The following is a 21,752-nucleotide window of genomic DNA, read 5'->3' as shown; positions in this document are numbered from 1 at the left end:
CCCGTACAGGCGGTTTGCGCACTCTTGTGGCCCCTGTCCGGGGCGCGCCAAGTGACCGCGGCGACGGCCGCGCGTTGAACTCCCGAACCGAAGACACAGGGAGCACTCCGTGCCCGGACCGACCCGCGCGCACCGCGCCGCCCCGACGCACGCCCGGAACGACTCGGCACCCGCCCCACGAAACGGGGCGAACGGAGCGGACGGAGCCGACGGAGCCGACGCCGTGGTCCGCTGGGCGGCCTTCAGCTGTGTCGTGGTCCCGGTCGTGCTCGTCGGGTACGGCATCTCGGCGGCCGGGACCGCCGGCGCCGCCCTCGGCCTCGTCGCCGTCACCGCCGTCTGCCGGATACTGCTCCGCCGCTCGGAACGTGGCGCAGAACAGTTGCACAGTGAACAGTATTGCCGCCATCGTGGCCGCCATGGACGAAGCCCCTCGGGGGCGCACAGGGGCGGGCATCGGGCGGATCGGAGTGCGCCGGTGGAGTGACCGGTAGCCGCATGCCACCCCGTATATTTTCAGCCAACTTCACGCCAGAGGGCACCCCTTGCCTCGGGGGCCCTCCAACCCCCGTTCCACCAGGGCCGAAAGGACCGCGGAGGCCACTTGCACCCTACGGGGACCGGCCACTGAGGACAGGCGCACTTCCCACCAACGCCCGCGAGTGCAACGCTTCGTGATCGACTGCTTCACGCCACGTTGCCATGTCGACAATGTGCCAGGTCTTTAACTGGTCACGACGGCACCACGGGACACAGTAGATTCGATCATGACTGTCTGATCTGTAGGCGGCGGGGGACTTCGTGCAGGACCGAGGGGAAACGTGCAGGAGCGAACAGCCCGTCAAAGTATTGAGGGAGCCGCGATCACCGAGGGGGGCTTAGCAGGATGAGCCACGACTCCACCACCGCGCCGGAGGCGGCGGCTCGCAAGCTGGCGGGGCGCCGCCGACGAGAGATCGTCGCGGTACTCCTGTTCAGCGGCGGACCTATTTTCGAGAGTTCCATTCCGCTCTCCGTGTTCGGCATCGATCGTCAGGACGCGGGAGTTCCCCGGTACCGGTTGCTCGTGTGCGCCGGTGAAGAGGGCCCCCTGCGGACCACAGGGGGACTGGAACTCACCGCACCACACGGACTCGAGGCGATCGCGCGGGCCGGCACGGTCGTCGTGCCTGCCTGGCGGTCCATCACCTCGCCGCCACCGGAGGAGGCGCTTGACGCGATCCGGCGCGCCCATGAGGAAGGCGCGCGCATCGTCGGCCTGTGCACCGGAGCGTTCGTGCTCGCCGCTGCCGGGCTGCTCGACGGCCGTCCGGCCACCACACACTGGATGTACGCGCCGACGCTCGCCAAGCGTTACCCGTCGGTCCATGTGGACCCGCGCGAGCTCTTCGTGGACGACGGGGACGTACTGACGAGCGCCGGCACCGCGGCCGGTATCGACCTGTGCCTGCACATCGTGCGCACGGACCACGGCAACGAGGCGGCCGGGGCGCTCGCCCGCCGCCTGGTGGTCCCGCCGCGCCGCAGCGGCGGCCAGGAGCGCTACCTCGACAGGTCGCTGCCCGAGGAGATCGGCGCCGACCCGCTGGCCGAGGTCGTCGCCTGGGCCCTGGAGCATTTACACGAGCAGTTCGACGTGGAGACGCTGGCGGCCCGCGCCTACATGAGCCGTCGCACGTTCGACCGGCGATTCCGTTCCCTGACCGGGAGCGCGCCGCTGCAGTGGCTGATCACCCAGCGGGTGCTCCAGGCCCAGCGGCTCCTGGAGACCTCCGACTACTCGGTCGACGAGGTCGCCGGGCGCTGCGGCTTCCGTTCGCCGGTCGCGCTGCGCGGGCACTTCCGCCGCCAGCTCGGCTCGTCCCCGGCCGCGTACCGGACCGCGTACCGCGCGCGCCGGCCGCAGTCGGGCGAGACGGGGGCGGGGAAGCCGGACAAGCCGGTGGAGCTGGCTCCGGTGGCGGGGCACGAGCCGCCCGGCCACGGGCCCGTGCCCGCGCAGTCCCGGCGCACCGCGGCCGCGCACGCGCTCGGGGCGCCCACCACGTCGGTCTCGACGGGTCCGGGGGGTCCGTCAGGGCCGACGGGGCACGCGGAGGGCGGGAAACCCGCGTCCGACGCGTTCGCGCCGGGCCGGGCGAGCCTGCCCGGGCAGCGCTCGGCACCGTAGAGCCGCCTGGAGCAGGGGGCGGCGCCACGAGAACAGCCGTCCGGAACGAGAGCTGACGACCGTCGTCTGCCAGCGCGAAGGTCCGACCCGTAGGGTTGGTCGCATGAACGATCGCATGGTGTGGATCGACTGCGAGATGACCGGACTCTCGCTGGCGAACGACGCGCTCATCGAGGTGGCCGCACTGGTCACCGATTCGGAGCTGAACGTACTCGGCGACGGTGTGGACATCGTGATCCGCCCGCCGGACGAGGCGCTGGAGACCATGCCGGAGGTGGTGCGCACCATGCACACCGCCTCCGGTCTCCTCGACGAGCTGGCGGGCGGCACGACGCTCGCGGACGCCGAGGAGCAGGTTCTCTCCTATGTACGTGAGCACGTCAAGGATGCGGGCAAGGCCCCGCTCTGCGGGAACTCGGTCGGCACCGACCGCGGTTTCCTGCTGCGTGACATGCCGACACTGGAGGAGTACCTCCACTACCGGATCGTCGATGTGTCCTCGGTCAAGGAACTGGCCCGGCGCTGGTACCCGAGGGCGTACTTCAACAGTCCGGAGAAGAACGGCAACCACCGGGCGCTCGCCGACATCCGCGAGTCCATCGCCGAGCTGCGCTACTACCGCGAGGCGGTCTTCGTGCCGCAGCCCGGGCCCGACTCCGACACCGCGAAGACGATCGCGGCGAAGTACGTCCTGCCTGCGGAATAGCCGGTTTCGCGGCTGTCCCGTGTCCACCCGTACGGGGTCCGGAAAACGGGTGCGCGAGCACCCCTTCGGACCCTGTACACTTTTTCTCGGCCGGTCGGAAGAACGACAGAAGACCGGACATGGTGGGTGTAGCTCAGTTGGTAGAGCACCTGGTTGTGGTCCAGGTGGCCGCGGGTTCAAGTCCCGTCACTCACCCTGATTGACCGAGGGCCCCGGTTCGAGAGAACCGGGGCCCTTGATGTTGGCCCGCAAAGGGGCCTCCCCTCACGAGGAGGCGCGGATCACCAGCTCCGTCGGGAGCACCACGTGGCGCTCGGCGCCGCGCCGGACCGAGGAGCGCTTGCCCTCGGCGGCCAGGGCGATCTCGTCGAGCAGCAGCTCGGTTGCGGCCCGGCCCATGTCGCGGGTGGGCTGGCGCACGCTGGTCAGGCCCGGCTCCATGTGGCGGGCGATCACCGAGTCGTCGAAGCCGACGAGGGCCACGTCGTCCGGGATGCGGCGGCCGGCCCGGCGCAGCTCCTGGCGGGCGCCCGAGGCCATCAGGTCGGAGCAGGCGAAGACGGCGTCCAGGTCGGGGCGGCGCTCGAGCAGCTCGGCCATGCAGCGGCGCCCGCCCTCCTCGGTGAAGTCTCCGTACGCCACGAGCTTCTCGTCGTACGGGATCTCGTCCGCGGCCAGCTGACTCTCGTACCCGGCGAGGCGGCGCTCGGCGCCGTACACGTCGAGCGGGCCCGTGATGATCGCCACCGAGCGGCGGCCGCGGGAGGTCAGGTGGGCGACGGCGGAGCGGGCGCCCGCGACGTTGTCGGTGTCGACCGAGGGCAGCGGCTCGTCCGCGGAGCGCGGGCCGCTGATCACCGTCGGGATGTCCATCTGGAGCAGCCGGTCGGCGAGGGGGTCGTCGGCGTGGGCGGAGACGAGCAGGACGCCGTCGACGCGGTGGGCGGCGAGGTAGGCGGCGAGGCGGTCCTGCTCGCGCTCGCCGCGGGCGAAGGTGAGCAGGAGCTGGAGGTTGGACTCGGCGAGGGCGACGCCGACACCGCCGACCATGCCGGAGAAGTACGGCTCGGAGAAGAACCGGGACTCGGCCTCGGGGACGACCACGGCGATCGAGTCCGTGCGGTTGGCCGCGAGGGCGCGGGCCGCCGTGTTCGGGACGTAGCCGAGTTCGGCGACGGCCTCCTCGACCGCGGCCCGGGTGCGGTCGCTGACCCGCGGCGATCCGTTGATCACCCGCGAGACCGTGCCACGGCCCACACCCGCCCGGGCCGCGACCTCCTCAAGGGTGGGCCGCCTGCTGTGCGTGCCGTGATGCGCCTTCACTGCTACCTCCAGAAGTCTCAGGCGGAATCTAACAGCCGTGTAACCCAACCGACTTGGATCCGCCCGGTGTCTTGACACCAATCGGCCGAGCGGCGAGTCTCTTCAACACATCACGTGTGGGAGCGCTCCCACCGTATCGGATGCCTACATAACCCGCACTCTCCCCGCCCGAGCCGCATGTAGTAACCAACGGGCCCAGCTGTGCAGTTGGCCGGGGTCAGCGCATCAGATCAGTGAAAGCACATTGGAGGACGCAATGCGCACTTCGGGCAACTCCGGCGGCCGTGCCCGCCGCACGACCATGGCGTACGCCGCAGGACTCGCCGCGGTGGCACTGCTGAGCACCGCCTGCAGCGCGAGCGACGACGACAGCGACTCGGCCGGAGACAGCGGCGACAAGATCACCCTGCATGTCGGCACGTTCGGCACCTTCGGCTTCGACAACAAGGGCGCCGATCTCTACGCCGCGTACGAGAAGTCGCACCCGAACATCAAGATCGTCGAGGACAACGTCCAGGACGGTCAGAAGTACTGGGACACCCTCAAGCTGCGCATGTCCCGCAACAGCGGCCTCGCCGACATCCAGGCGATCGAGGTCGGCTACATAGCCGAGGCGACCGGTCCCACCATGGCCAACAAGTGGGTCGACATGTCGAAGGCGAAGGGCGCGGACGCCGCGGCGTTCGTCGACTACAAGTCGAAGCAGGCCACGGTTCCCGGCACCGACCAGGTCGTCGGCCTCGGCACCGACATCGGCCCGATGGCCATCTGCTACCGCAAGGACTACTTCAAGCAGGCCGGCCTGCCGGACGACGCCGACGCCGTCGCCAAGCTGTGGCAGGGCGACTGGTCGAAGTTCCTCGACGTCGGGGCCGAGTACAAGAAGAAGGCGCCCAAGGGCACCTCCTTCACCGACTCCGCGAGCGGCCTCTTCAACGCGGTCCTCTCCAGCCAGCCGCAGCAGTACTCGGACGACAAGGGCAAGCTCGTCTACGACACCAGCCCCGGTGTGAAGACGGCGTGGGACCTCTCGGTCAAGGCCGCCGAGGGCGGTTACACCGCCAAGCTGCGGCAGTTCGACGAGAAGGGCACCTGGAACGCGGCGATCAAGAACGGCAAGTTCGCCACGGTCGCCTGTCCGGCGTGGATGACCGGCATCATCAAGGACAACGCCCCCTCGGACAAGGGCAAGTGGGGCATCGCCCTGCCCCCGCAGAACGGCAACTGGGGCGGTTCCTTCCTCGGCGTCCCGAAGTCCGGCAAGCACGTCGAGGAGGCCACCGAGCTGGCCGCCTACCTGACCGCCGCCGCGCAGCAGGAGAAGGTCTTCGGCGTCAACGGCAACACCCCGTCGAACAAGGCGGCGCTCACCGCCACCGAGTCCGCCAAGATCGAGTACTTCGGTGACACCCCGGCCGGCAAGATCTACTCGACGATCGCCCAGGGCATCAAGCCCGCGCCGATCGGTGCCAACGACGGCCAGGTCAAGACGTTCGTGACCGACAACGGCATCCTCGACATCGAGCAGCGCGGCACGGACCCCGAGAAGGCGTGGGACAACGTGACGAAGCTGGTCGACGACAAGATCGAGCAGTAGCCGTCCCGGCGGGCCGGGTGGGGCTTGCCCGGGGTCTTGTCGACCCCGGGCGGCCCCGGTGGCCAGTAGGGGGCCGGGTCCGCACCCGGGGTCAGACCCCCGCGGGGCCTCTTCAGGCCTTGCGGGGCCCGCCTCGCGGAGGGGGCGAGGCGGGCGGGCACCGGGGCTCCGCCCCCGGGGTCACGTGAACGTGGCCGGCGGCGCCAGGAGCGCGGGGCCGGAAAGCACCGAGCAGAACAGGTGCCGAACCGGACCGGCCCCAGGTGAGGTCGGGCCGGACAGCACCGAGCGCAACAGGTGCCGAACCGGACCGGCCCCAGGTGAGGTCAGGCCGGAGAAGCACCGAGCAGAACAGGTGCCGAACCGGACCGGCCCCAGGTGAGGTCGGGCCGGACAGCACCGAGCGCAACAGGTGCTGAACCGGACCGGCCCCAGGTGAGGTCCGGCCGGAAAAGCACCGATCAAGACAGGTGCCGGACGGACGCCGGGCCGGGCGGGTGCCCTGCGCACGCCTTACGCGGCGCACGCGGTGCCGCCCCGCAGGAACCCGCCCGGCGCAGATACGAAGCGCCGCCCGCACCAGCCGCAACCCGCGCCGGACGCACCCCCGGCTCACCACCGCACCAGGCGCACCACCGCGCCGGACGCACCCCGGACCCACCACCGCACCAGGCGCACCCCGCACCGAACGCACCCCGGACCCACCACTGCACCAGGCGCACCCCGCACCAAACGCACCCCGGGCCCGCCACCGCACCCCGCGCCGCGTCACCTCAGCCGCGCTCCGACCCGGCCCGCACGATCCACTACCCCGCACCACCGTCCCGCACCAAGCTTCGCGCAAGCGCACCACATCCGAACCGGAAGGAACGCCCCCGTGGCCACCTCCGTCAAGGCGGATGCCGGCGGCAGTTCGTCGTCCGCACCGCCCTCCGCCGGGTCGTCCCGGCGGCCCGACCCCTCTTCCTGGCGCAGCAGGCTGTTCCGCTGGGACATGAAGGGCTCGCCGTACGCGTTCATCACGCCGTTCTTCCTCTGCTTCGCCGCCTTCGGCCTGTTCCCGCTGATCTACACCGGCTGGCTCTCCCTGCACCAGGTGCAGCTCGGCGCCGAGAGCGACGCCAAGTGGGTCGGCTTCGGCAACTACAGCTGGCTCATCGACAGCGAGTTCTTCTGGCGCGCGCTGACGAACACGTTCACCATCGGCGTCATCTCGACCGTCCCGCAGCTGCTGATGGCCCTGGGCCTCGCGCACCTGCTCAACTCGCATCTGCGCGGCCGCGCGTTCTTCCGGATCGCGGTGCTCGCCCCGTACGCCACCTCGATCGCCGCGGCGACGCTGGTCTTCGCCCAGTTGTTCAACACCGACTACGGCATGATCAACTCGCTGCTCGACGTGTTCGGCCTCGGCCCCATCCGCTGGGACTCCGACAAGTGGTGGGCGCAGATCGCCATCAGCACCATCGTGACCTGGCGCTGGACCGGCTACAACGCGCTGATCTACCTCGCCGCGATGCAGGCCGTGCCGAACGACCTCTACGAGGCGGCCTCGCTCGACGGCGCTTCGCGCTGGCGCCAGTTCACCAGCGTGACGATCCCCTCGATCCGCCCGACGATCCTGTTCACGATCATCGTCTCGACCATCGGCGCGACCCAGCTGTTCGGTGAGCCGATGCTGTACGGCGGTTCGGTCGGTATCGGCGGCGGCAGTGGCGGCCAGTACCAGACCCTGTCGCTGCTGATGTACCAGACGGGCTGGACCAACAACTCGCTCGGCCGGGCCTCGGCCATCGCCTGGGTGATGCTGCTGATCCTGCTCCTGATCGGTGCCATTCAGGGGCTCGCCGCCCGTCTCAACGCCAAGAAGCTGGGAGGCTGATCCATGACCGTCCAACTCCCGGCGCCCGCCCCCGCGACGACCGCTCCGGTCACGCCACCGCCCGCGCGCCGCCGCCGCTTCGGCCCCGCCGCGGGTGATCAGCGCAAGGCGGGCTGGCTCACGTACGTCCTGCTCGCCGTGGCGGCGTTCGTCTCGCTGTTCCCGCTGTACTGGAACGTCGTCGCGGCCTCGCACGACGCCACGCGCGTCCAGCAGGCGCCCGCGCCGCTGCTTCCCGGTCCGCACCTGATGGACAACCTGTCCACGGCGTGGAACCAGGTCCACATGGGCGTGGCCCTGATCAACACGACCGTCGTCGCGAGCGTCATCAGCATCAGCACCGTGCTCTTCGCGACGCTCGCCGGTTTCGCCTTCGCCAAGCTCCAGTTCAAGGGCCGCAATGTGCTGCTCGCGCTGGTCGTGGCGACGATGACCGTACCGCCGCAGCTCACCGTGATCCCGCTGTACCAGATCATCACGGACCTGAAGTGGACGGACACCCTCCAGGCCGTGATCATGCCGTCGCTCGTCGCGGCGTTCGGCGTGTTCTTCATGCGGCAGTTCCTCGTCGAGGCGCTCCCGGTGGAACTGGTCGAGGCGGCCCGGGTGGACGGCGCGAACAGCCTGCGGATCATCTGGCACGTGGTGTTCCCGGTGGCGCGGCCCGCGATGGCCGTGCTCGGCATGCTCACCTTCGTCCAGGCGTGGAACGACTTCTTCTGGCCGTTCATCGTGCTCACCGACACCGGCACGCCCACCTTGCAGGTCTCCCTCGCGGGTCTCGGAGCCGGCAACCACACCGTGGACACCGCCGTCGTGCTGACCGGCGCGCTGATCTCCACGGTGCCGCTGCTCGCCGTGTTCGCCCTGCTCGGCAAGCACATCGTGGGCGGCATCACCGCGGGCGCGGTCAAGAATTGATCCCGCATCCGCATGCCGGTCCGCGGGCGCGGTCAACGACCGACCCCGTGCGCCCGTCCGCGGGCACGGTCAAGAATTGACCCCCTGCGCCTGTCCGCGGGCGCGGTCAACGACTGACCCCGTGTGCCCGTCCGCGGGCGCGCGGCCCGGCCCTCTTCTCCTCTGTCCCCGAAACCCCATGGGAGCGCTTCCATGACCTCCGGCACCTCCGCCGCCCCCAACACCGGCCCCTCGGCCGCAGCCCCCGCGTCCGTCTCGTTCCCGGCCGGCTTCGCGTGGGGCGCGGCCACCGCCGCGTACCAGATCGAGGGCTCGGCGACCGCCGACGGCCGCACCCCGTCCATCTGGGACACCTTCAGCCACACCCCGGGCAAGACCCTCGGCGGCGACACCGGCGACGTGGCCGTGGACCACTACCGCCGCCGCCCCGACGATGTCGCGCTCATGGCCGAACTCGGCCTGACCGCCTACCGGTTCTCGGTCTCCTGGTCCCGCGTGCAGCCCACCGGGCGCGGCCCCGCCGTCCAGCGCGGCCTCGACTTCTACCGCGGCCTCGTCGACGACCTGCTCGCCCGCGGCATCACCCCCGCCCTCACCCTCTACCACTGGGACCTCCCCCAGGAGCTGGAGGACGCGGGCGGCTGGCCGGTGCGCGAGACGGCCGAGCGGTTCGCCGAGTACGCGGCCCTGGTCGGCGAGGCGCTCGGCGACCGTGTCGAGATGTGGACGACCCTGAACGAGCCGTGGTGCAGCGCCTTCCTCGGCTACGGCTCCGGCGTGCACGCCCCCGGCCGCACCGACCCGGTCGCCGCCCTGCGCGCCGCCCACCACCTCAACCTCGGCCACGGGCTCGCCACCCAGGCGCTGCGCTCGGTGCTGCCCGCGCGGGCCCGCCTCGGCATCAGCCTCAACCCGTCGGCCGTACGCGCCAAGACCGAGGACCCGGCCGACCAGGAGGCGCGGCGCCGCATCGACGCCCTCGCCAACCGGGTCTTCTCCGACCCGATCCTGCACGGCCACTACCCCGCCGACCTGCTCGCGGACACCGTACGGCTGACCGACTGGTCCTTCGTCTCCGAGGACGATCTCACCGCGATCCACCAGCCGCTCGACTTCCTCGGCATCAACTACTACCAGCCGACCGTGGTCTCGTCCCCGGGCCCGGACGCCCCGACGGGCCCGCGTTCGGACGGCCACGGCGCCTCCGACCACTCCCCCTGGCCCGGCTCGGAAGACATCGTTTTCCACCCGGCGCCCGGCGAGCGCACCGCGATGGGCTGGTCCGTCGACCCGACCGGCCTGCACGACCTCCTCATGCACTACAGCGCCGAGGCCCCGGGCGTCGCGCTGTACGTCACCGAGAACGGCGTCGCCTACGACGACAAGCCCGGTCCGGACGGCGCGGTCCACGACCCGGACCGCATCCGCTACCTCGACGGCCACCTGCGCGCCATCCGCCGCGCGATCACCGACGGCGCGGACGTACGCGGCTACTTCCAGTGGTCCCTGATGGACAACTTCGAGTGGGCGTACGGGTACAGCAAGCGGTTCGGCCTCGTCTACATCGACTACGAGACGCAGGAGCGCACCCCGAAGTCGAGCGCGCGCTGGTACGCGCAGGCGGCGCGGAGCGGGGAGCTGCCGCCGCTGCCGTAACCCCGGGGGCCCGGGGGCCGGGGAGAGTACGCCGTGTGGCGGAGCGGCGTACTCGCCATTACCTTCCCGATATGACCCGATTCGTCCTCTCCGCCGCCGTACGGTTCTGAGCCGCCCGTGGGCGTCCTCAAGGAACACCCCGAACTCGTCCTGTTCGTCAGCCTCGCGCTCGGCTACCTCGTGGGGAAGGCGCGCGTGGGGCCGCTCACGCTCGGCGGTATCTGCGGAACGCTGATCGTCTCGCTGCTGCTCGGCGCCTGGACCAAGGCACAGGTCTCGGACGACGTGAAGACGGTGTTCTTCGCGCTGTTCATCTTCGCCCTCGGCTACATGGCCGGACCGCAGTTCTTCCGCAACCTCAACAGGAAGAGCCTGCGCTTCTTCGTCCTGTGCGCCATCGAGCTGGCCTGCGTCCTCGGCATCGCGTTCACCCTCGCCAAGTGGTTCGGCCTGGACGTCGGCACGGCCTCCGGCATCCTGGCGGGCGCGGCGACGGAGTCGGCGGTGGTCGGTACGGCCACGGAGTCGATCGGCAAGCTGTCGGGCCTGACCTCGCAGCAGATCACCGAGTACCAGGGCAACGTCGCCACCGCGTACACCGTCTGCTACCTCTTCGGCCTGATCACCATCGTGCTGTACACGAGCCAGCTCATGCCGATGATGATGCGGATCAACCTGCGCGACTCCGCCCGTCAGCTGTGGGAGCGCACGCGCAGCAGCGGCAGCCTGGAGTCGGACGAGCGGCCCGCGCTGCCCGGCATGGTCGGCCGTACGTACCTGGTGACGACCGCCGACGGGGAGACGGTGGGCGCGCTGGAGGACCGCCTGGACGAGCGGGTGACGATCGAGTCCGTGAAGCGCGGCAGCAAGGTCATGGCCGCCGACCCCGGCCTGGTGCTGACCCTCTCCGACCTGGTCCTCGTGGTCGGCCGGCGGGCGCAGGCCATCGAGGCGGGCCGCCTCATCGGCCCCGAGACCCCGGGCGTCCCCGGCCTGGACTCACCACTGGCCACCGCCCAGGTGTCGATCACCCGTAAGGCCGACGACGGCAAGACCATCGACCGCCTCCAGCGGGAGAACGCCGAGTTCCTCAAGGACGGGGTCTACGTCACCGACGTCACCCGCGCGGACACGGACCTGCCCGCCACCGGTGACACGGTCGTGCACCGCGGCGACGTCCTCACCCTGGTCGGCGCCCGCTCGGGCCTGAACAAGCTGGTGGCGAAGCTCGGCTCGGTCGTGAAGAACGACGCGACGGACTTCATCTACCTGGGCCTCGGCATCGCGGCGGGGTCCCTGCTCGGCCAGGTCGTCGTCAAGTTCGGCAGCGTGCCGATGTCGCTCGGCACCGGCGGCGGCTGCCTCATCTCGGGGCTGCTCTTCGGCTGGTTCCGCTCACGCAAGCAGACCTTCGGCGCGTTCCCGCCGCAGGCCGCGACCACCATCAAGGACATGGGCCTCGCGGTCTTCATCGCCTGCACCGGCCTGGTCTCGGGCCCGCAGGCCTGGCCGCTGATCAAGGAGTACGGGGCGCTGCTGCCGTTCGCCGGGATCGCGATGGTGCTGATCCCGGCCACGATCTCGCTGATCATCGGCCGCAAGCTGCTGAAGATCGAGCCGCCACTCCTGATCGGCGCCATCGCGGGCCAGCAGTGCTCGACCCCGGCGATCACCGCCGTCACCCAGGTGGCGCAGTCGTCGGTGCCGATGCTGGGCTACACGATCACGTACGCCCTCTCCAACTTCCTGCTGCCGCTGACGGGCCCGGTGCTCGTCGGCATCCTCGGATCCTGAGGGGGCCCGCCCGTGATCGACTTCCTCAACCGGAACATCTTCCAGCCCCACCCGGAGCTGCTCGTCTTCATCACCGTGGCGATCGGCTTCCTCTTCGGGAAGATCCGCTACAAGGCGATCGCCCTCGGCGCCGTCACCGGCTGTCTGGTGGCGGGGCTGCTGCTCGGCGCCCAGTTCGAGGTCACGGTCGACGGGACGGTCAAGAACCTCTTCTTCACGATGTTCCTGTTCGCCCTCGGCTACAAGGTGGGCCCGCAGTTCTTCCGCGGCCTGAAGAAGGACGGCCTGCCGCAGGTCGTCAACGCCGTCGTGGTCTGCGTCGCCGGTCTCCTCGTGTGCTGGGGCTTCGCCGCCCTCCTCGGCTACGGTCCCGGGCTCAGCGCCGGTCTGCTCGGCGGGGCCCTGACCCAGTCCGCGGTGATCGGTGTCGCCCAGGACGCCATCGGCAACCTGCCGGGCCTGTCGCACAGCGCGGTCAAGGACGAGCAGAACCTCGTCGCGATCGGCTACGCGGTGACGTACCCCCTCGGCACGATCCTCTGCGCGATGCTCCTCGCCAACGTTCTCCCGAAGCTCTACCGCAAGGACCTCGCCGCCGAGTCCGCCGCCCTCGCCAAGGAGCTGGACGCGCCCGAGGACGACCCCGACCTGCGCGAGGGCTACTACGAGGTCGTCCTGCGCGCCTACACCATCCAGCGCCCGGACCTCGCCGGCCGCACCATCGACGACTTCGAGCGGCAGCAACAGCGGCTCGGCCACCGCATCTACCTCACCCGGGTCCGCCGCGACGGGCAGATCCTCGACCACGACCAGCACACGGTCCTGCGCGAGGGCGACGTCGTCGCGGTGAGCGCGCTGCGCGGTTCGCTGGTCGGCTACGACGCCCGTACGCACATCGGCGCCGAGACCGACGACGTCGAACTGCTCGGCTACCAGACGGAGACGCTGCACGTGGTGGCCGCCGAGAAGGCCCAGCTCGGCCGGACCATCGGCGACCTGCGCAAGGAACCGTTCATGGTCGGCGTCTACATCGACAAGGTGTACCGGTCGGGGGCCGAGTTCCCCTACCGCCTCTCCACGAAGGTCGAGCGCGGCGACACGCTCGTCCTGACCGGGCCCAAGCGCCTGGTCGACCCCGCGGGCAAGGCGCTCGGCAAACCGGTGCCCACCTCCTTCGCCACCGACATGATCTGGGTGGGGCTCGGCATCTTCCTCGGCGGCTGCATCGGCATCCCTGCGCTCACCGCGGGCGGCGTGCCCATCTCGCTCTCCACGTCCGGGGGCGCGCTCATCATGGGCCTGGTCTTCGGCTGGATCCGCGGCAAGTACCCGACGTTCGGCAACGTGCCGCCCGGCGCCCAGTGGTTCATGGACACCCTCGGCCTGTGCCTGTTCGTCGCCGTCGTCGGCATCAACGCGGGCCCGAGCTTCACCTCCGGCCTCTCGTCGGCCGGCTGGGGCCTGCTGATCCTCGGCGCGGTCGCGACGGTGGTCCCGCTGATCGTCGGCTTCCTCGTCGGCCACCACATCCAGAAGATCCGCTTCCCGATCCTGATGGGCGTCCTGGCGGGCGGCCAGACCACGACCGCCGCGATCGGCGCCATCAACGAGTCGTCCAGATCCCAGGTCCCCACCCTCGGCTACACCATCCCGTACGCCGTCAGCAACGTCCTGCTGACCATCTGGGGCGCCGTGATCGTCCTCCTCCACCACTGAGCACCGCACCGAGCATCTTCAGGAAGCAGGGACCCGATGGCCGAGACGAACCTGACCCGCGAACAGATCCGGCAGTACGCCACACTCTCCCCCTTCGAGCTGAAGAACGTCTTCATCGAGCTGGCCAAGGAGTCGCAGGCCGACCAGCCGGGCCAGAAGGGGAAGACGAGCGTCCAGATGCTGAACGCGGGCCGCGGCAACCCCAACTGGGTCGCGACCGGCCCGCGCGAGGCGTTCCACGCGCTGGGCTACTTCGCCCTGGAGGAGTCCCGTCGCGTGTGGACGGCCGACAACCTGGGAGGCATGCCCGAGGAGCGGGGCGCCTACGAGCGCTTCGACACGTTCGTGCGCCGCCACCCGGACCTGCCCGGCATCGACCTGCTCGCCCAGTGCGTCCAGCTCGGCATCGAGCGCTTCGGCTTCGGCAAGGACGCCTTCGTCCACGAACTGACCGACAGCTCGGTCGGCGACAACTACCCGGTGCCCGACCGCATCCTGCCGCACGTCCAGGAGATCGTCCGCGGGTACATCAGCGACGAGATGTTCGCCAAGGAGCCGCCGGCCGGTGACTTCTCGTACTTCGCGACCGAGGGCGGCACGGCCGCCATGTGCTACATCTTCGACTCGCTGATGAAGAACGGCATCCTGCACAAGGGCGACAAGATCGCTCTGATGGTCCCGGTCTTCACGCCGTACATCGAGATCCCCGAGCTGGACACGTACGAGTTCGACGTCACGTACGTGGAGGCGAACCTGTTCGCGGAGGCGGGCGTACGGGAGTGGCGCTACCCGGAGCAGGAGGTGGCGAAGCTCGCGGACCCGGAGATCAAGCTGGTCTGCCTGGTCAACCCGTCGAACCCGCCGTCGCTGGCTCTGAGCGCACGGGTCCGCGACCAGATCAGGGACATCGTGGCGACGTCCAACCCGAACCTGCTCATCGTCACCGACGACGTGTACGGCACCTTCGTCGAAGGCTTCCGCTCCATCGCCGCCGACCTGCCGCGCAACACGCTGCTCGTCTACTCCTACTCCAAGCACTACGGCTGCACCGGCTGGCGGCTGGGGGTGATCGGCCTCAACGACGACAACGTCATCGACGAGATGCTGACCGCGCTCCCGGCGGCGGAGAAGGAGCGCCTGAACAAGCGCTACGGCACGCTCACCCTCGAACCCGAGAAGATCAGGTTCATCGACCGCCTGGTCGCGGACTCCCGCCAGGTGGCCCTCAACCACACGGCAGGGCTCTCCCTCCCCCAGCAGGTCATGCTCTCCCTCTTCTCGCTCTTCGACATGCTGGACGAGGGCCAGGCGTACAAGGACCGCATCCGCTCGATCGTCCGGGGCCGCCTCGAACTCCTTCTGGAGGGCGCCCACATGAAGATCGCCGACGATCCGCAGCGCGCCGCCTACTACATCGAACTGGACCTCATGGCCCAGGCGGAGCTGGAACACGGCCCGGAGTTCGCCACGTACCTCTCCGAGAACTACGAACCGATCGACCCCCTCTTCCGCCTGGCCCGCCAGACCGGCGTCGTCCTCCTCAACGGCGGCGGCTTCGAGGGCCCGCAATGGTCCGTCCGCGTCTCCCTGGCCAACCTCGACGACCTGGACTACCTGAAGATCGGCCACCATCTGCGAGCGATCTTCGACGCCTACGCGGAGGAGTGGCGCACGGCGACGACTTCCTCATAGCCCCCGCCGGGCTCGAACGCGGTCGCCGCCCTGCTGAACGCGCTCGAAGCCACCGCTTCATGACCGCAGCCCCGGCCGGGTGGGGGGACCTGAAGGTCTCCGGCCGGGGCTGGGCCCCCGTTGTCCGAGATGGCTTACTGGCTCACTCGCCTACTTGAACGCGGCGAACGCCTTCTGGAACGCGTTCGCGTCCTGGGTGATCGAGCTGCACGTCGGCTGGGCCGAGTCGGTGGCGCCGCCGGGGCACTGCTTGTCGCGGGTGGCGGACCACATCGAGAGGCCGCCGATCCCCTTGGCCTTGGCGAAGGAGACGAGCTGCGTGGCGTCCTCGACCTTGAAGATCTCGGACGTGACGTCGTTGACGCCGATCATCGGGGTCACCGCGACGGCCTTCCAGGCAGCCGCGTCCGAAAGGCCCAGCGCGCTCTTGATCTGGGCCTGCGTCGCGGTCGCGGCCTGTTCGGCGTACGTGCCCATGTCGCCGCTGTACGAGGCGCCGTAGTCCATCGCCATGATGTTGACGAGGTCGGTCGACACGCCGTTGGCCTTGGCGTTCTTGAGGAAGTTCACGCCGTCCGAGGTCAGGCCCTCGGGCATGACGGGCAGCGTGAAGGAGACGTTCAGGTCCGGGTTGTTCTTCTGGAGCGTCGCGATCGCCGTGGCCCGCTTCGTGTTGGCGGCCGTGTCCGGCAGCGCGGCGCCCTCGATGTCGAAGTCGACCTTGGTGAGCTTGAACTGGTCGATGACCTTCTGGTACGCCGCCGCGAGGTCACCGGAGGACGAGCAGGCCAGGCCCAGCTCCGTGCCGGACGCGCCACCGAACGAGACGCGCACGTCGCCGCCCGCGGCGCGCAGGGCGCCGATCTGCGCGGCCACCTCGTCGGCGGCGAGGTCGGTCACGCCGCCCCACTTGGGGGCGCAGGTCCCGCCGGACGTGATGAAGGCGAGGTTGTACTCCTTGACGCCGGTGGCCTTGGAGGAGGCGACCAGGTCGAACTTCGGGTAGAGGGACGTGTCGACGTACGGGGCGAAGCCGGCCCCTGCGGTCGTGCCCGTACCCGTGGACGGTGATCCCGTCGGCTCGGACGTGGGTGACGACGTCGGGGATGACGACGTGGGCGTGGGCGTCGGCGCGTCCGTCGGGCGCCCGCTCGGCTCCGGCGTCGCCTCCCCGCCCTCGACCGAGCACTTCGCGTCGTTGATCAGACAGCCGGTCGGGTCCGCGTCGCCGGAGACGACGAAGCCGACGGTGACGGACTTGCCGGCCGCGATGCCTTCCTTGTCCCAGGACGCGGGGACCACGGTGACGTGCGAACCGCTGACCTTCGACTCGGCGTTCCACAGCGAGCTGAGCTTGGCACCCGACGGCAGGTCGAACTCCAGGGTCCAGCCGGACTGGGCCTTGTCCGTGTCGTTGGTGATGACGTACTGACCGGTGTAGCCGCCGGACCAGCCGCTGGTCTTCGTGTACGCGGCCCCGACCGAGGCCGCCGACGCGCTGGACGCGAAGACGAACGCGCCGCCGCCCACGACAGCCGCCGCGACGATGCCGCCTATCGCCTTGTTCCTGCCGCTGACCCTGCGCCGGTGCGTGCTGCTCATTCGCGTGCCTGCCTTAGCTGTACGGAAAAGTACGTACGAGGGGGGTGGGGTACTGCGGCAGCACGCTAGCGGCCCCGAAACCGTCAATCCGGGCAAGCGGGACGGCAGTTGTGGATCTTAGGGTTGGCTTAAGGAAGGGATCGGGAGCGGTTAATGATGGGCGGCCGCAGCGCGGCCCCTGCGCTCCCGGCCGCCCCGGTGTCCACGGCTGCCGCGCCGCCCCTCGCGCGGGCCGTGCCCATGGAGCTGCACCCAGATCCGCACCTCGGTGCCGCCGAGCACGGACGAGCCGATGCGGACGTCGCCGCCGGTGGACTCGGCGAGGCGGCGCACGATGTCGAGGCCGAGCCCGGTCGAGCCGTCGCTGCCCGAGCCCTTGCCGCGGGCCATCGCCGCCTCCGGGTCGAGGATGCCGGGGCCCGCGTCGGACACGAGCACGATCACCGCGTCCTCACCGCTGTGCACGTCGACCGCGAACGCCGTGCCCTCGGGCGTGTGCCGGAAGACGTTGCCGAGCAGCGCGTCGAGGGCTGCCACCAGCTCGCCCCGCGCGACCGGGATCCGTACCGGCCGGTCGACCCCGGCGACCCGCACCTTGCGGTCCTCGTCCTCGGCGAGCGCCGACCAGAAGTCCATCCGCTCCCGGATGACCTCGGCGGCGTCGCAGCCCGCGCCGGGACCGGCCGCGGCGGTCTGCGGCTTGGCGTCCCGCGCCGTACGGATGATGGTGTCGACCTCGCGCTCCAACTGCGCGACGGCGACGCGCGTCTGCTCGGCGGCGGTGCCGTCCCCGAGTGAGGCGACGTTGAGGCGCAGGACGGTGAGCGGAGTGCGCAGACGGTGCGACAGGTCCGCCGCCAACTCCCGTTCGTTCGCGAGGAGTTGTACGACCTGGTCCGCCATGGAGTTGAAGGCGACCGCCGCCAGGCGCAGCTCCGTCGGGCCGTCCTCCGGCACCCGCGCGCCGAGGCGTCCCTCCCCCAGCTCATGGGCGGCGCTCACCAGGCGCTGCGCGGGCTGCACCATCCGCACCCCGAGCCGGTCCGCCACCGCGACCGAGCCGATGATGAGCGCGATACCGACGCCGGCGAGTACGACCCACGCGGTGGTCACGCCATTGCTGACCTCGGCTTCGGGCACGTACACCTCGACGACGGCGATCTTCCCGGTGCTGACGGCGATCGGCTGGAGCCAGACCGACCCGCCGGGCACGTCGTCGATCCTGGCGCGGTTGATGTCCAGCTCGTCCGCCGGGACCCGCTGCTTCCCGAGCCGGATCTCGGGCTTGTCGCCCGCCGCCGGTACGTACACCGACATGCGGTCCTCGCCGCCGGTCTGCGCGGTGGCGAGCGCGCGGGCGAGTTCGTCGCGGTCCGTGGTGATCGAGAGGGTGGGGCCGATGGCGGCGGCGGTCCGCTCGGCGCTGGAGAACGCCCGGTCGCGCGCCATCTCCTTGATGACGAGTCCGAGCGGCACGGCGAACGCCACCACCACCATGGTCGTCACCGCCAGGCACACCTTGACCAGCGCCCACCTCACGGCGCGGACCCCGGACGCGCCGGCCCGGCGTACGGCGGTTCGAGCTTCACGCCGACACCCCGCAACGTGTGCAGATAACGCGGTCGCGCGGCCGTTTCACCCAGTTTCCGCCGCAGCCACGACAGATGTACGTCGATGGTCTGATCGTCCCCGTAACTCTGCTGCCACACCTCGGCGAGCAGCTCCTTGCGGGGTACGACGACGCCGGGGCGCCCCGCGAGGAACGCGAGCAGGTCGAACTCGCGGCGCGTCAGGTCGAGCCGCGCGCCGTCCAGTTCGGCCTGGCGGCGCAGCGGGTCGATGGACAGGCCGCCGACCCGGAGGATCCGCGACGGCGGCTCGGCGCTCGCGCTGGAGCGGGCGCGGCGCAGCACGGCGGCCATCCGCGCGGACAGGTGCTCGGGCGAGAAGGGTTTGGTGAGGTAGTCGTCGGCGCCGTCGTTGAGGAGCCGGACGATCTCGGCCTCGTCGTCCCGCGCCGTCGCGATGATCACGGGTACGTCGGTGATGCCGCGCAGCATCTTCAGCGCCTCCGCCCCGTCCAGGTCGGGCAGACCGAGATCGAGGATGACCACGTCGAACCGGAGATGGGCGACCTCGCGCAGCGCCTCCAGGGCCGTGCCGACGCTGCGCACGGTGTGCGCGGCGTCGGTCAGGTGCCGGATGAGGGCGGAGCGCACGAACTGGTCGTCCTCGACCACGAGCACACTTGCCATGGGCCGCACCGTACGCCATACGGCTGATCCCGGTCCCCGCCCGGGTGACCGCGGGCCACGTGGGACAGGTGCGCGGGGTGTGGTGCAGTATGGCCCGCGATGCAACCGACGCGACCGACCCGGCCCACGCCCCCCGCGCCGCCCGCGCCGCCCGAACCGCTGGACGTTCCCCGGGCCCCGCGCCCGGTGCGCCGCGGCCTCGTGCACTCGGTGGCGTGGCTGCTCGCCACCGGGGCCGCGGTGACGCTGTCGTGGTGGGGCGTGCACACGGTCATGTCGGGCACGGCGTACGACCCGCCGCGGGCGCTGCCGGTGGTCGCCGCCGACGCGTCGGACTCGGCGCTGCCGGTCTCCTCGTCGACGCGCCGCCCGGAGCCGTCGTCGCCGTCGGCGACATCGGCCCGCCCGTCCGCGAAGCCCTCGGCCGATCCGTCCCCCAAGCCGTCGGCGTCGAGAAGCACCCCGCCGTCCCCGTCGTCCCCGCCCGCGACCGCTTCCTCGTCGCCGCCGGGCACCGCCTCGTCCGGGAACGTGAAGAGCTACGAGACCGCGGGCGGCCGTGCCGTGTTCGACCTCGGGGACACGTCGGCGACGCTGGTCTCCGCGACGCCGAGCAGCGGCTGGTCGGTGCAGGTGTGGAAGCAGACGACCTGGATCCGGGTCGAGTTCACGTCCGGGGAGCAGCGGGTGTCGGCGTTCTGCACATGGCACGACCACCGCCCGTCCGTGGAGATCGCGACGTACTGAACGCCGCTGGGTGTGGCCGCTGCTCAGCGGAAGACGGACGGCGGCGGCGCGGGTGAAGCCTTCGCGGCGGCGTCCGTGACCGGCGCGGCGCCACCCGCGAAGTCCAGCAGGGCGCGGCCGTGTTCGACCCGTCCGGCGTGCGGGTCGCCCGCCGCGCGCCGGGTGAGGTCCGCCACCGGCAGGGGCAGCCCCGAGGCCACCAGGATCGCGTTGCCGAACCGCTTGCCGCGCAGCACGGCCGGGTCGGCGATCAGCGCGAGTTCGGGGAAGACGGCGGCGGCGGTGGCGATCTGGGCGCGCAGGTAGGCGAGCGGCGGTCCGTCGGCGGCATTGGCGACGTACGTGCCTGTGGGCCGCAGCACGCGCCGCACCTCGCCGAGGAACTCGGTGGTGGTGAGATGGGCCGGGGTGCGGGCCCCGCTGAACACGTCGGCGACCAGCACGTCGGCCCAGTCGTCGGGCAGCTTGGCGAGCGCTTCGCGCGCGTCCGCCGTACGGACCCGGATACGTGCGCCCGCATCCAACGGCAGTTCGCCGCGTACGAGTTGAACCAGCGGGCCGTCCCGCTCCACGACCTGCTGGGTGGAGCGCGGCCGGGTCGCGGCGACGTAGCGGGCCAGCGTGAAGGCGCCGCCGCCGAGGTGCACGGCCTGCACGGGGCGGCCGGGGTCGGCGGCGAGGTCGAGGACGTGGCCGATGCGGCGCTGGTACTCGAAGGAGAGGTGCGCCGGGTCGGCGAGGTCGACGTGCGACTGCGGGGCGCCGTCCAGGAGCAGCGTCCAGCCGGACGGCCGGTCGCGGTCGGGTATCAGCTCGGCGAGGCCGCCGTCGACGTCGCGCACGACGGGCTCGCGAGATGCCCGGCCGCTCCTCGGGCTCTCCTTCGCGCTTCCCTGCGGACTGCCCTTCGGAGTTCCCTTCGCACCCTTGCTGCGCCCCTGATTGCCGCGTGACCTCGCCATTCCGCCATTATCCGTGGCGGGCGACGGAACGGCTCACGGGCGGCGGAACGGCTCACAGATGCAGGGGAACGGCTCAGCGGCAGTTGTCAGCGGCCTCGATGAGCCGGGCCGCCTCGTCGAGCGCGGCGCGCAGCACGGTCGGGTCGGTGACCAGGTCGCCCTCGCCCGTGTCCGCGGGCTCCGGGGGCAGCAGCCAGCCGCTGCCCTCGACCGGCGGCGCGAGGGAGAGGCCCCTCCCCACGGTCTGCGTACAGGCGCTGCCGGGCAGGTCCCAGCCGTCGGCGGTGCCGGGCGGGACGAGGAAGCCGAGGGTGTCGCCGCCGCCGTCGTGGAGGACCGGGCCGACCGGGTCCGCGCTGCCACGGCGCAGGATGTCGACGGCCTCGAGGCCCTGCCGCGAGCCGACGGTCACCAGGTCGCAGGCGCCGGGCGGCTGCCCCGCGTGCTCGTCGGCCAGCAGCGCGGCCAGTGGCGCGGGCTGCGGCGCGGGCTGCGGCGTGTGCAGTGGCACGGGCTGTGGCACGGGCTGTGGCGTCGTGGGTTGTGAGGCGTCCAACACGTCGGCCCCTCCTCGCTTCTCGCGTACGTGGCACTGGTGCCGGTTGGGGTTTCGCCACATGGTCCAACGCTCGGCGGAGTCAACGGCAACGGCGGCGCGCCGCCGCAAAGGATGGCAGTTCATGGCAGATCAAGGGTGAGATATCCGGTTTGTAGGCAAACGCTGTGTGTCGG

16 protein-coding genes and 1 tRNA gene are annotated in these 21,752 nt (G+C 70.9%); 11 read left to right on the top strand and 6 right to left on the bottom strand.

Translation table 11 applies throughout. From position 1 onward, the window contains the following. Positions 1 to 886: 886 nt before the first annotated feature. The 3 genes from ACH4RC_RS20860 to ACH4RC_RS20850 all read left to right on the top strand — a co-directional run bounded on the left by ACH4RC_RS20860 (position 887) and on the right by ACH4RC_RS20850 (position 3,071). A complete protein-coding gene (locus ACH4RC_RS20860) occupies positions 887 to 2,170 on the top strand; it encodes a GlxA family transcriptional regulator (RefSeq protein ID WP_398202860.1) in 1,284 nt (427 codons plus the stop codon). Between the two features lie 103 nt (positions 2,171 to 2,273). Further along, positions 2,274 to 2,876, top strand: coding sequence for an oligoribonuclease (gene orn / locus ACH4RC_RS20855; RefSeq protein WP_398202857.1), 603 nt, complete (start codon positions 2,274 to 2,276; stop codon positions 2,874 to 2,876). Between the two features lie 122 nt (positions 2,877 to 2,998). After that, positions 2,999 to 3,071 (top strand) — tRNA-His (locus ACH4RC_RS20850). 69 nt (positions 3,072 to 3,140) lie between these two features. On the opposite strand, the gene ACH4RC_RS20845 is transcribed toward ACH4RC_RS20850, so the two are convergent. Next, entirely contained in the window at positions 3,141 to 4,199 is a 1,059-nt protein-coding gene (locus ACH4RC_RS20845) for a LacI family DNA-binding transcriptional regulator (RefSeq protein ID WP_398202854.1), read from the bottom strand. Between the two features lie 256 nt (positions 4,200 to 4,455). On the opposite strand from ACH4RC_RS20845, the gene ACH4RC_RS20840 reads away from it, so the two are divergent. The 7 genes from ACH4RC_RS20840 (at position 4,456) to ACH4RC_RS20810 (ending at position 15,454) form a co-directional block, all read left to right on the top strand. Continuing rightward, positions 4,456 to 5,796 (top strand): ABC transporter substrate-binding protein, encoded by a 1,341-nt coding sequence (locus ACH4RC_RS20840; RefSeq protein WP_398202851.1) that lies wholly within the window; start codon positions 4,456 to 4,458, stop codon positions 5,794 to 5,796. An 877-nt stretch (positions 5,797 to 6,673) separates the two neighbouring features. Further along, the gene (locus ACH4RC_RS20835; protein ID WP_398202848.1) at positions 6,674 to 7,675 is read left to right on the top strand and encodes a carbohydrate ABC transporter permease; all 1,002 of its coding nucleotides are present in this window, start codon (positions 6,674 to 6,676) and stop codon (positions 7,673 to 7,675) included. A gap of 3 nt (positions 7,676 to 7,678) precedes the next feature. Then, positions 7,679 to 8,596, top strand: a complete 918-nt coding sequence (locus ACH4RC_RS20830) for a carbohydrate ABC transporter permease (protein WP_398202844.1) — start codon at positions 7,679 to 7,681, stop codon at positions 8,594 to 8,596. 192 nt (positions 8,597 to 8,788) lie between these two features. Further along, a complete protein-coding gene (locus ACH4RC_RS20825; RefSeq protein WP_398202842.1) occupies positions 8,789 to 10,252 on the top strand; it encodes a GH1 family beta-glucosidase in 1,464 nt (487 codons plus the stop codon). 117 nt (positions 10,253 to 10,369) lie between these two features. Next, on the top strand, positions 10,370 to 12,046 hold the full coding sequence (aspT, locus tag ACH4RC_RS20820; RefSeq protein WP_398202839.1) for an aspartate-alanine antiporter: 1,677 nt from the start codon (positions 10,370 to 10,372) through the stop codon (positions 12,044 to 12,046). 12 nt (positions 12,047 to 12,058) lie between these two features. Next, on the top strand, positions 12,059 to 13,762 hold the full coding sequence (gene aspT, locus ACH4RC_RS20815; RefSeq protein ID WP_398202837.1) for an aspartate-alanine antiporter: 1,704 nt from the start codon (positions 12,059 to 12,061) through the stop codon (positions 13,760 to 13,762). A gap of 36 nt (positions 13,763 to 13,798) precedes the next feature. Continuing rightward, a complete protein-coding gene (locus tag ACH4RC_RS20810) occupies positions 13,799 to 15,454 on the top strand; it encodes a bifunctional aspartate transaminase/aspartate 4-decarboxylase (RefSeq protein ID WP_398202834.1) in 1,656 nt (551 codons plus the stop codon). A 150-nt stretch (positions 15,455 to 15,604) separates the two neighbouring features. Here the strand turns inward: ACH4RC_RS20810 and ACH4RC_RS20805 are convergent, their stop codons facing one another. The 3 genes from ACH4RC_RS20805 to ACH4RC_RS20795 form a co-directional block, all read right to left on the bottom strand. Further along, positions 15,605 to 17,056, bottom strand: coding sequence for a cellulose binding domain-containing protein (locus ACH4RC_RS20805; RefSeq protein WP_398202832.1), 1,452 nt, complete (start codon positions 17,054 to 17,056; stop codon positions 15,605 to 15,607). 150 nt (positions 17,057 to 17,206) lie between these two features. Further along, complete coding sequence (locus tag ACH4RC_RS20800) at positions 17,207 to 18,595, bottom strand: sensor histidine kinase (protein WP_398202829.1); 1,389 nt, start codon at positions 18,593 to 18,595, stop codon at positions 17,207 to 17,209. Then, positions 18,592 to 19,311 carry a response regulator transcription factor gene (locus tag ACH4RC_RS20795; protein ID WP_398202827.1) on the bottom strand — a complete coding sequence of 240 codons (720 nt, stop codon included), beginning with the start codon at positions 19,309 to 19,311 and terminating at the stop codon, positions 18,592 to 18,594. The genes ACH4RC_RS20800 and ACH4RC_RS20795 overlap by 4 nt, the downstream gene beginning before the upstream one ends. A 186-nt stretch (positions 19,312 to 19,497) precedes the next feature. Between ACH4RC_RS20795 and ACH4RC_RS20790 the strand changes: the two genes are divergently transcribed. Next, on the top strand, positions 19,498 to 20,058 hold the full coding sequence (locus ACH4RC_RS20790) for a hypothetical protein (protein ID WP_398202962.1): 561 nt from the start codon (positions 19,498 to 19,500) through the stop codon (positions 20,056 to 20,058). Between the two features lie 23 nt (positions 20,059 to 20,081). On the opposite strand, the gene ACH4RC_RS20785 is transcribed toward ACH4RC_RS20790, so the two are convergent. After that, positions 20,082 to 21,020: a spermidine synthase gene (locus tag ACH4RC_RS20785; protein ID WP_398202824.1), complete on the bottom strand. Its 939-nt coding sequence runs from the start codon at positions 21,018 to 21,020 to the stop codon at positions 20,082 to 20,084. A gap of 73 nt (positions 21,021 to 21,093) precedes the next feature. Continuing rightward, a complete protein-coding gene (locus ACH4RC_RS20780) occupies positions 21,094 to 21,543 on the bottom strand; it encodes a hypothetical protein (RefSeq protein WP_398202822.1) in 450 nt (149 codons plus the stop codon). Between the last annotated feature and the right edge of the window lie 209 nt (positions 21,544 to 21,752).

The organism is Streptomyces sp. NPDC016845 (assembly GCF_044332585.1).
Classification (GTDB): domain Bacteria; phylum Actinomycetota; class Actinomycetes; order Streptomycetales; family Streptomycetaceae; genus Streptomyces.
The sequence above is the reverse complement of the archived record's forward strand: the minus strand, read 5'-3'. Positions and strand labels throughout refer to the sequence as shown.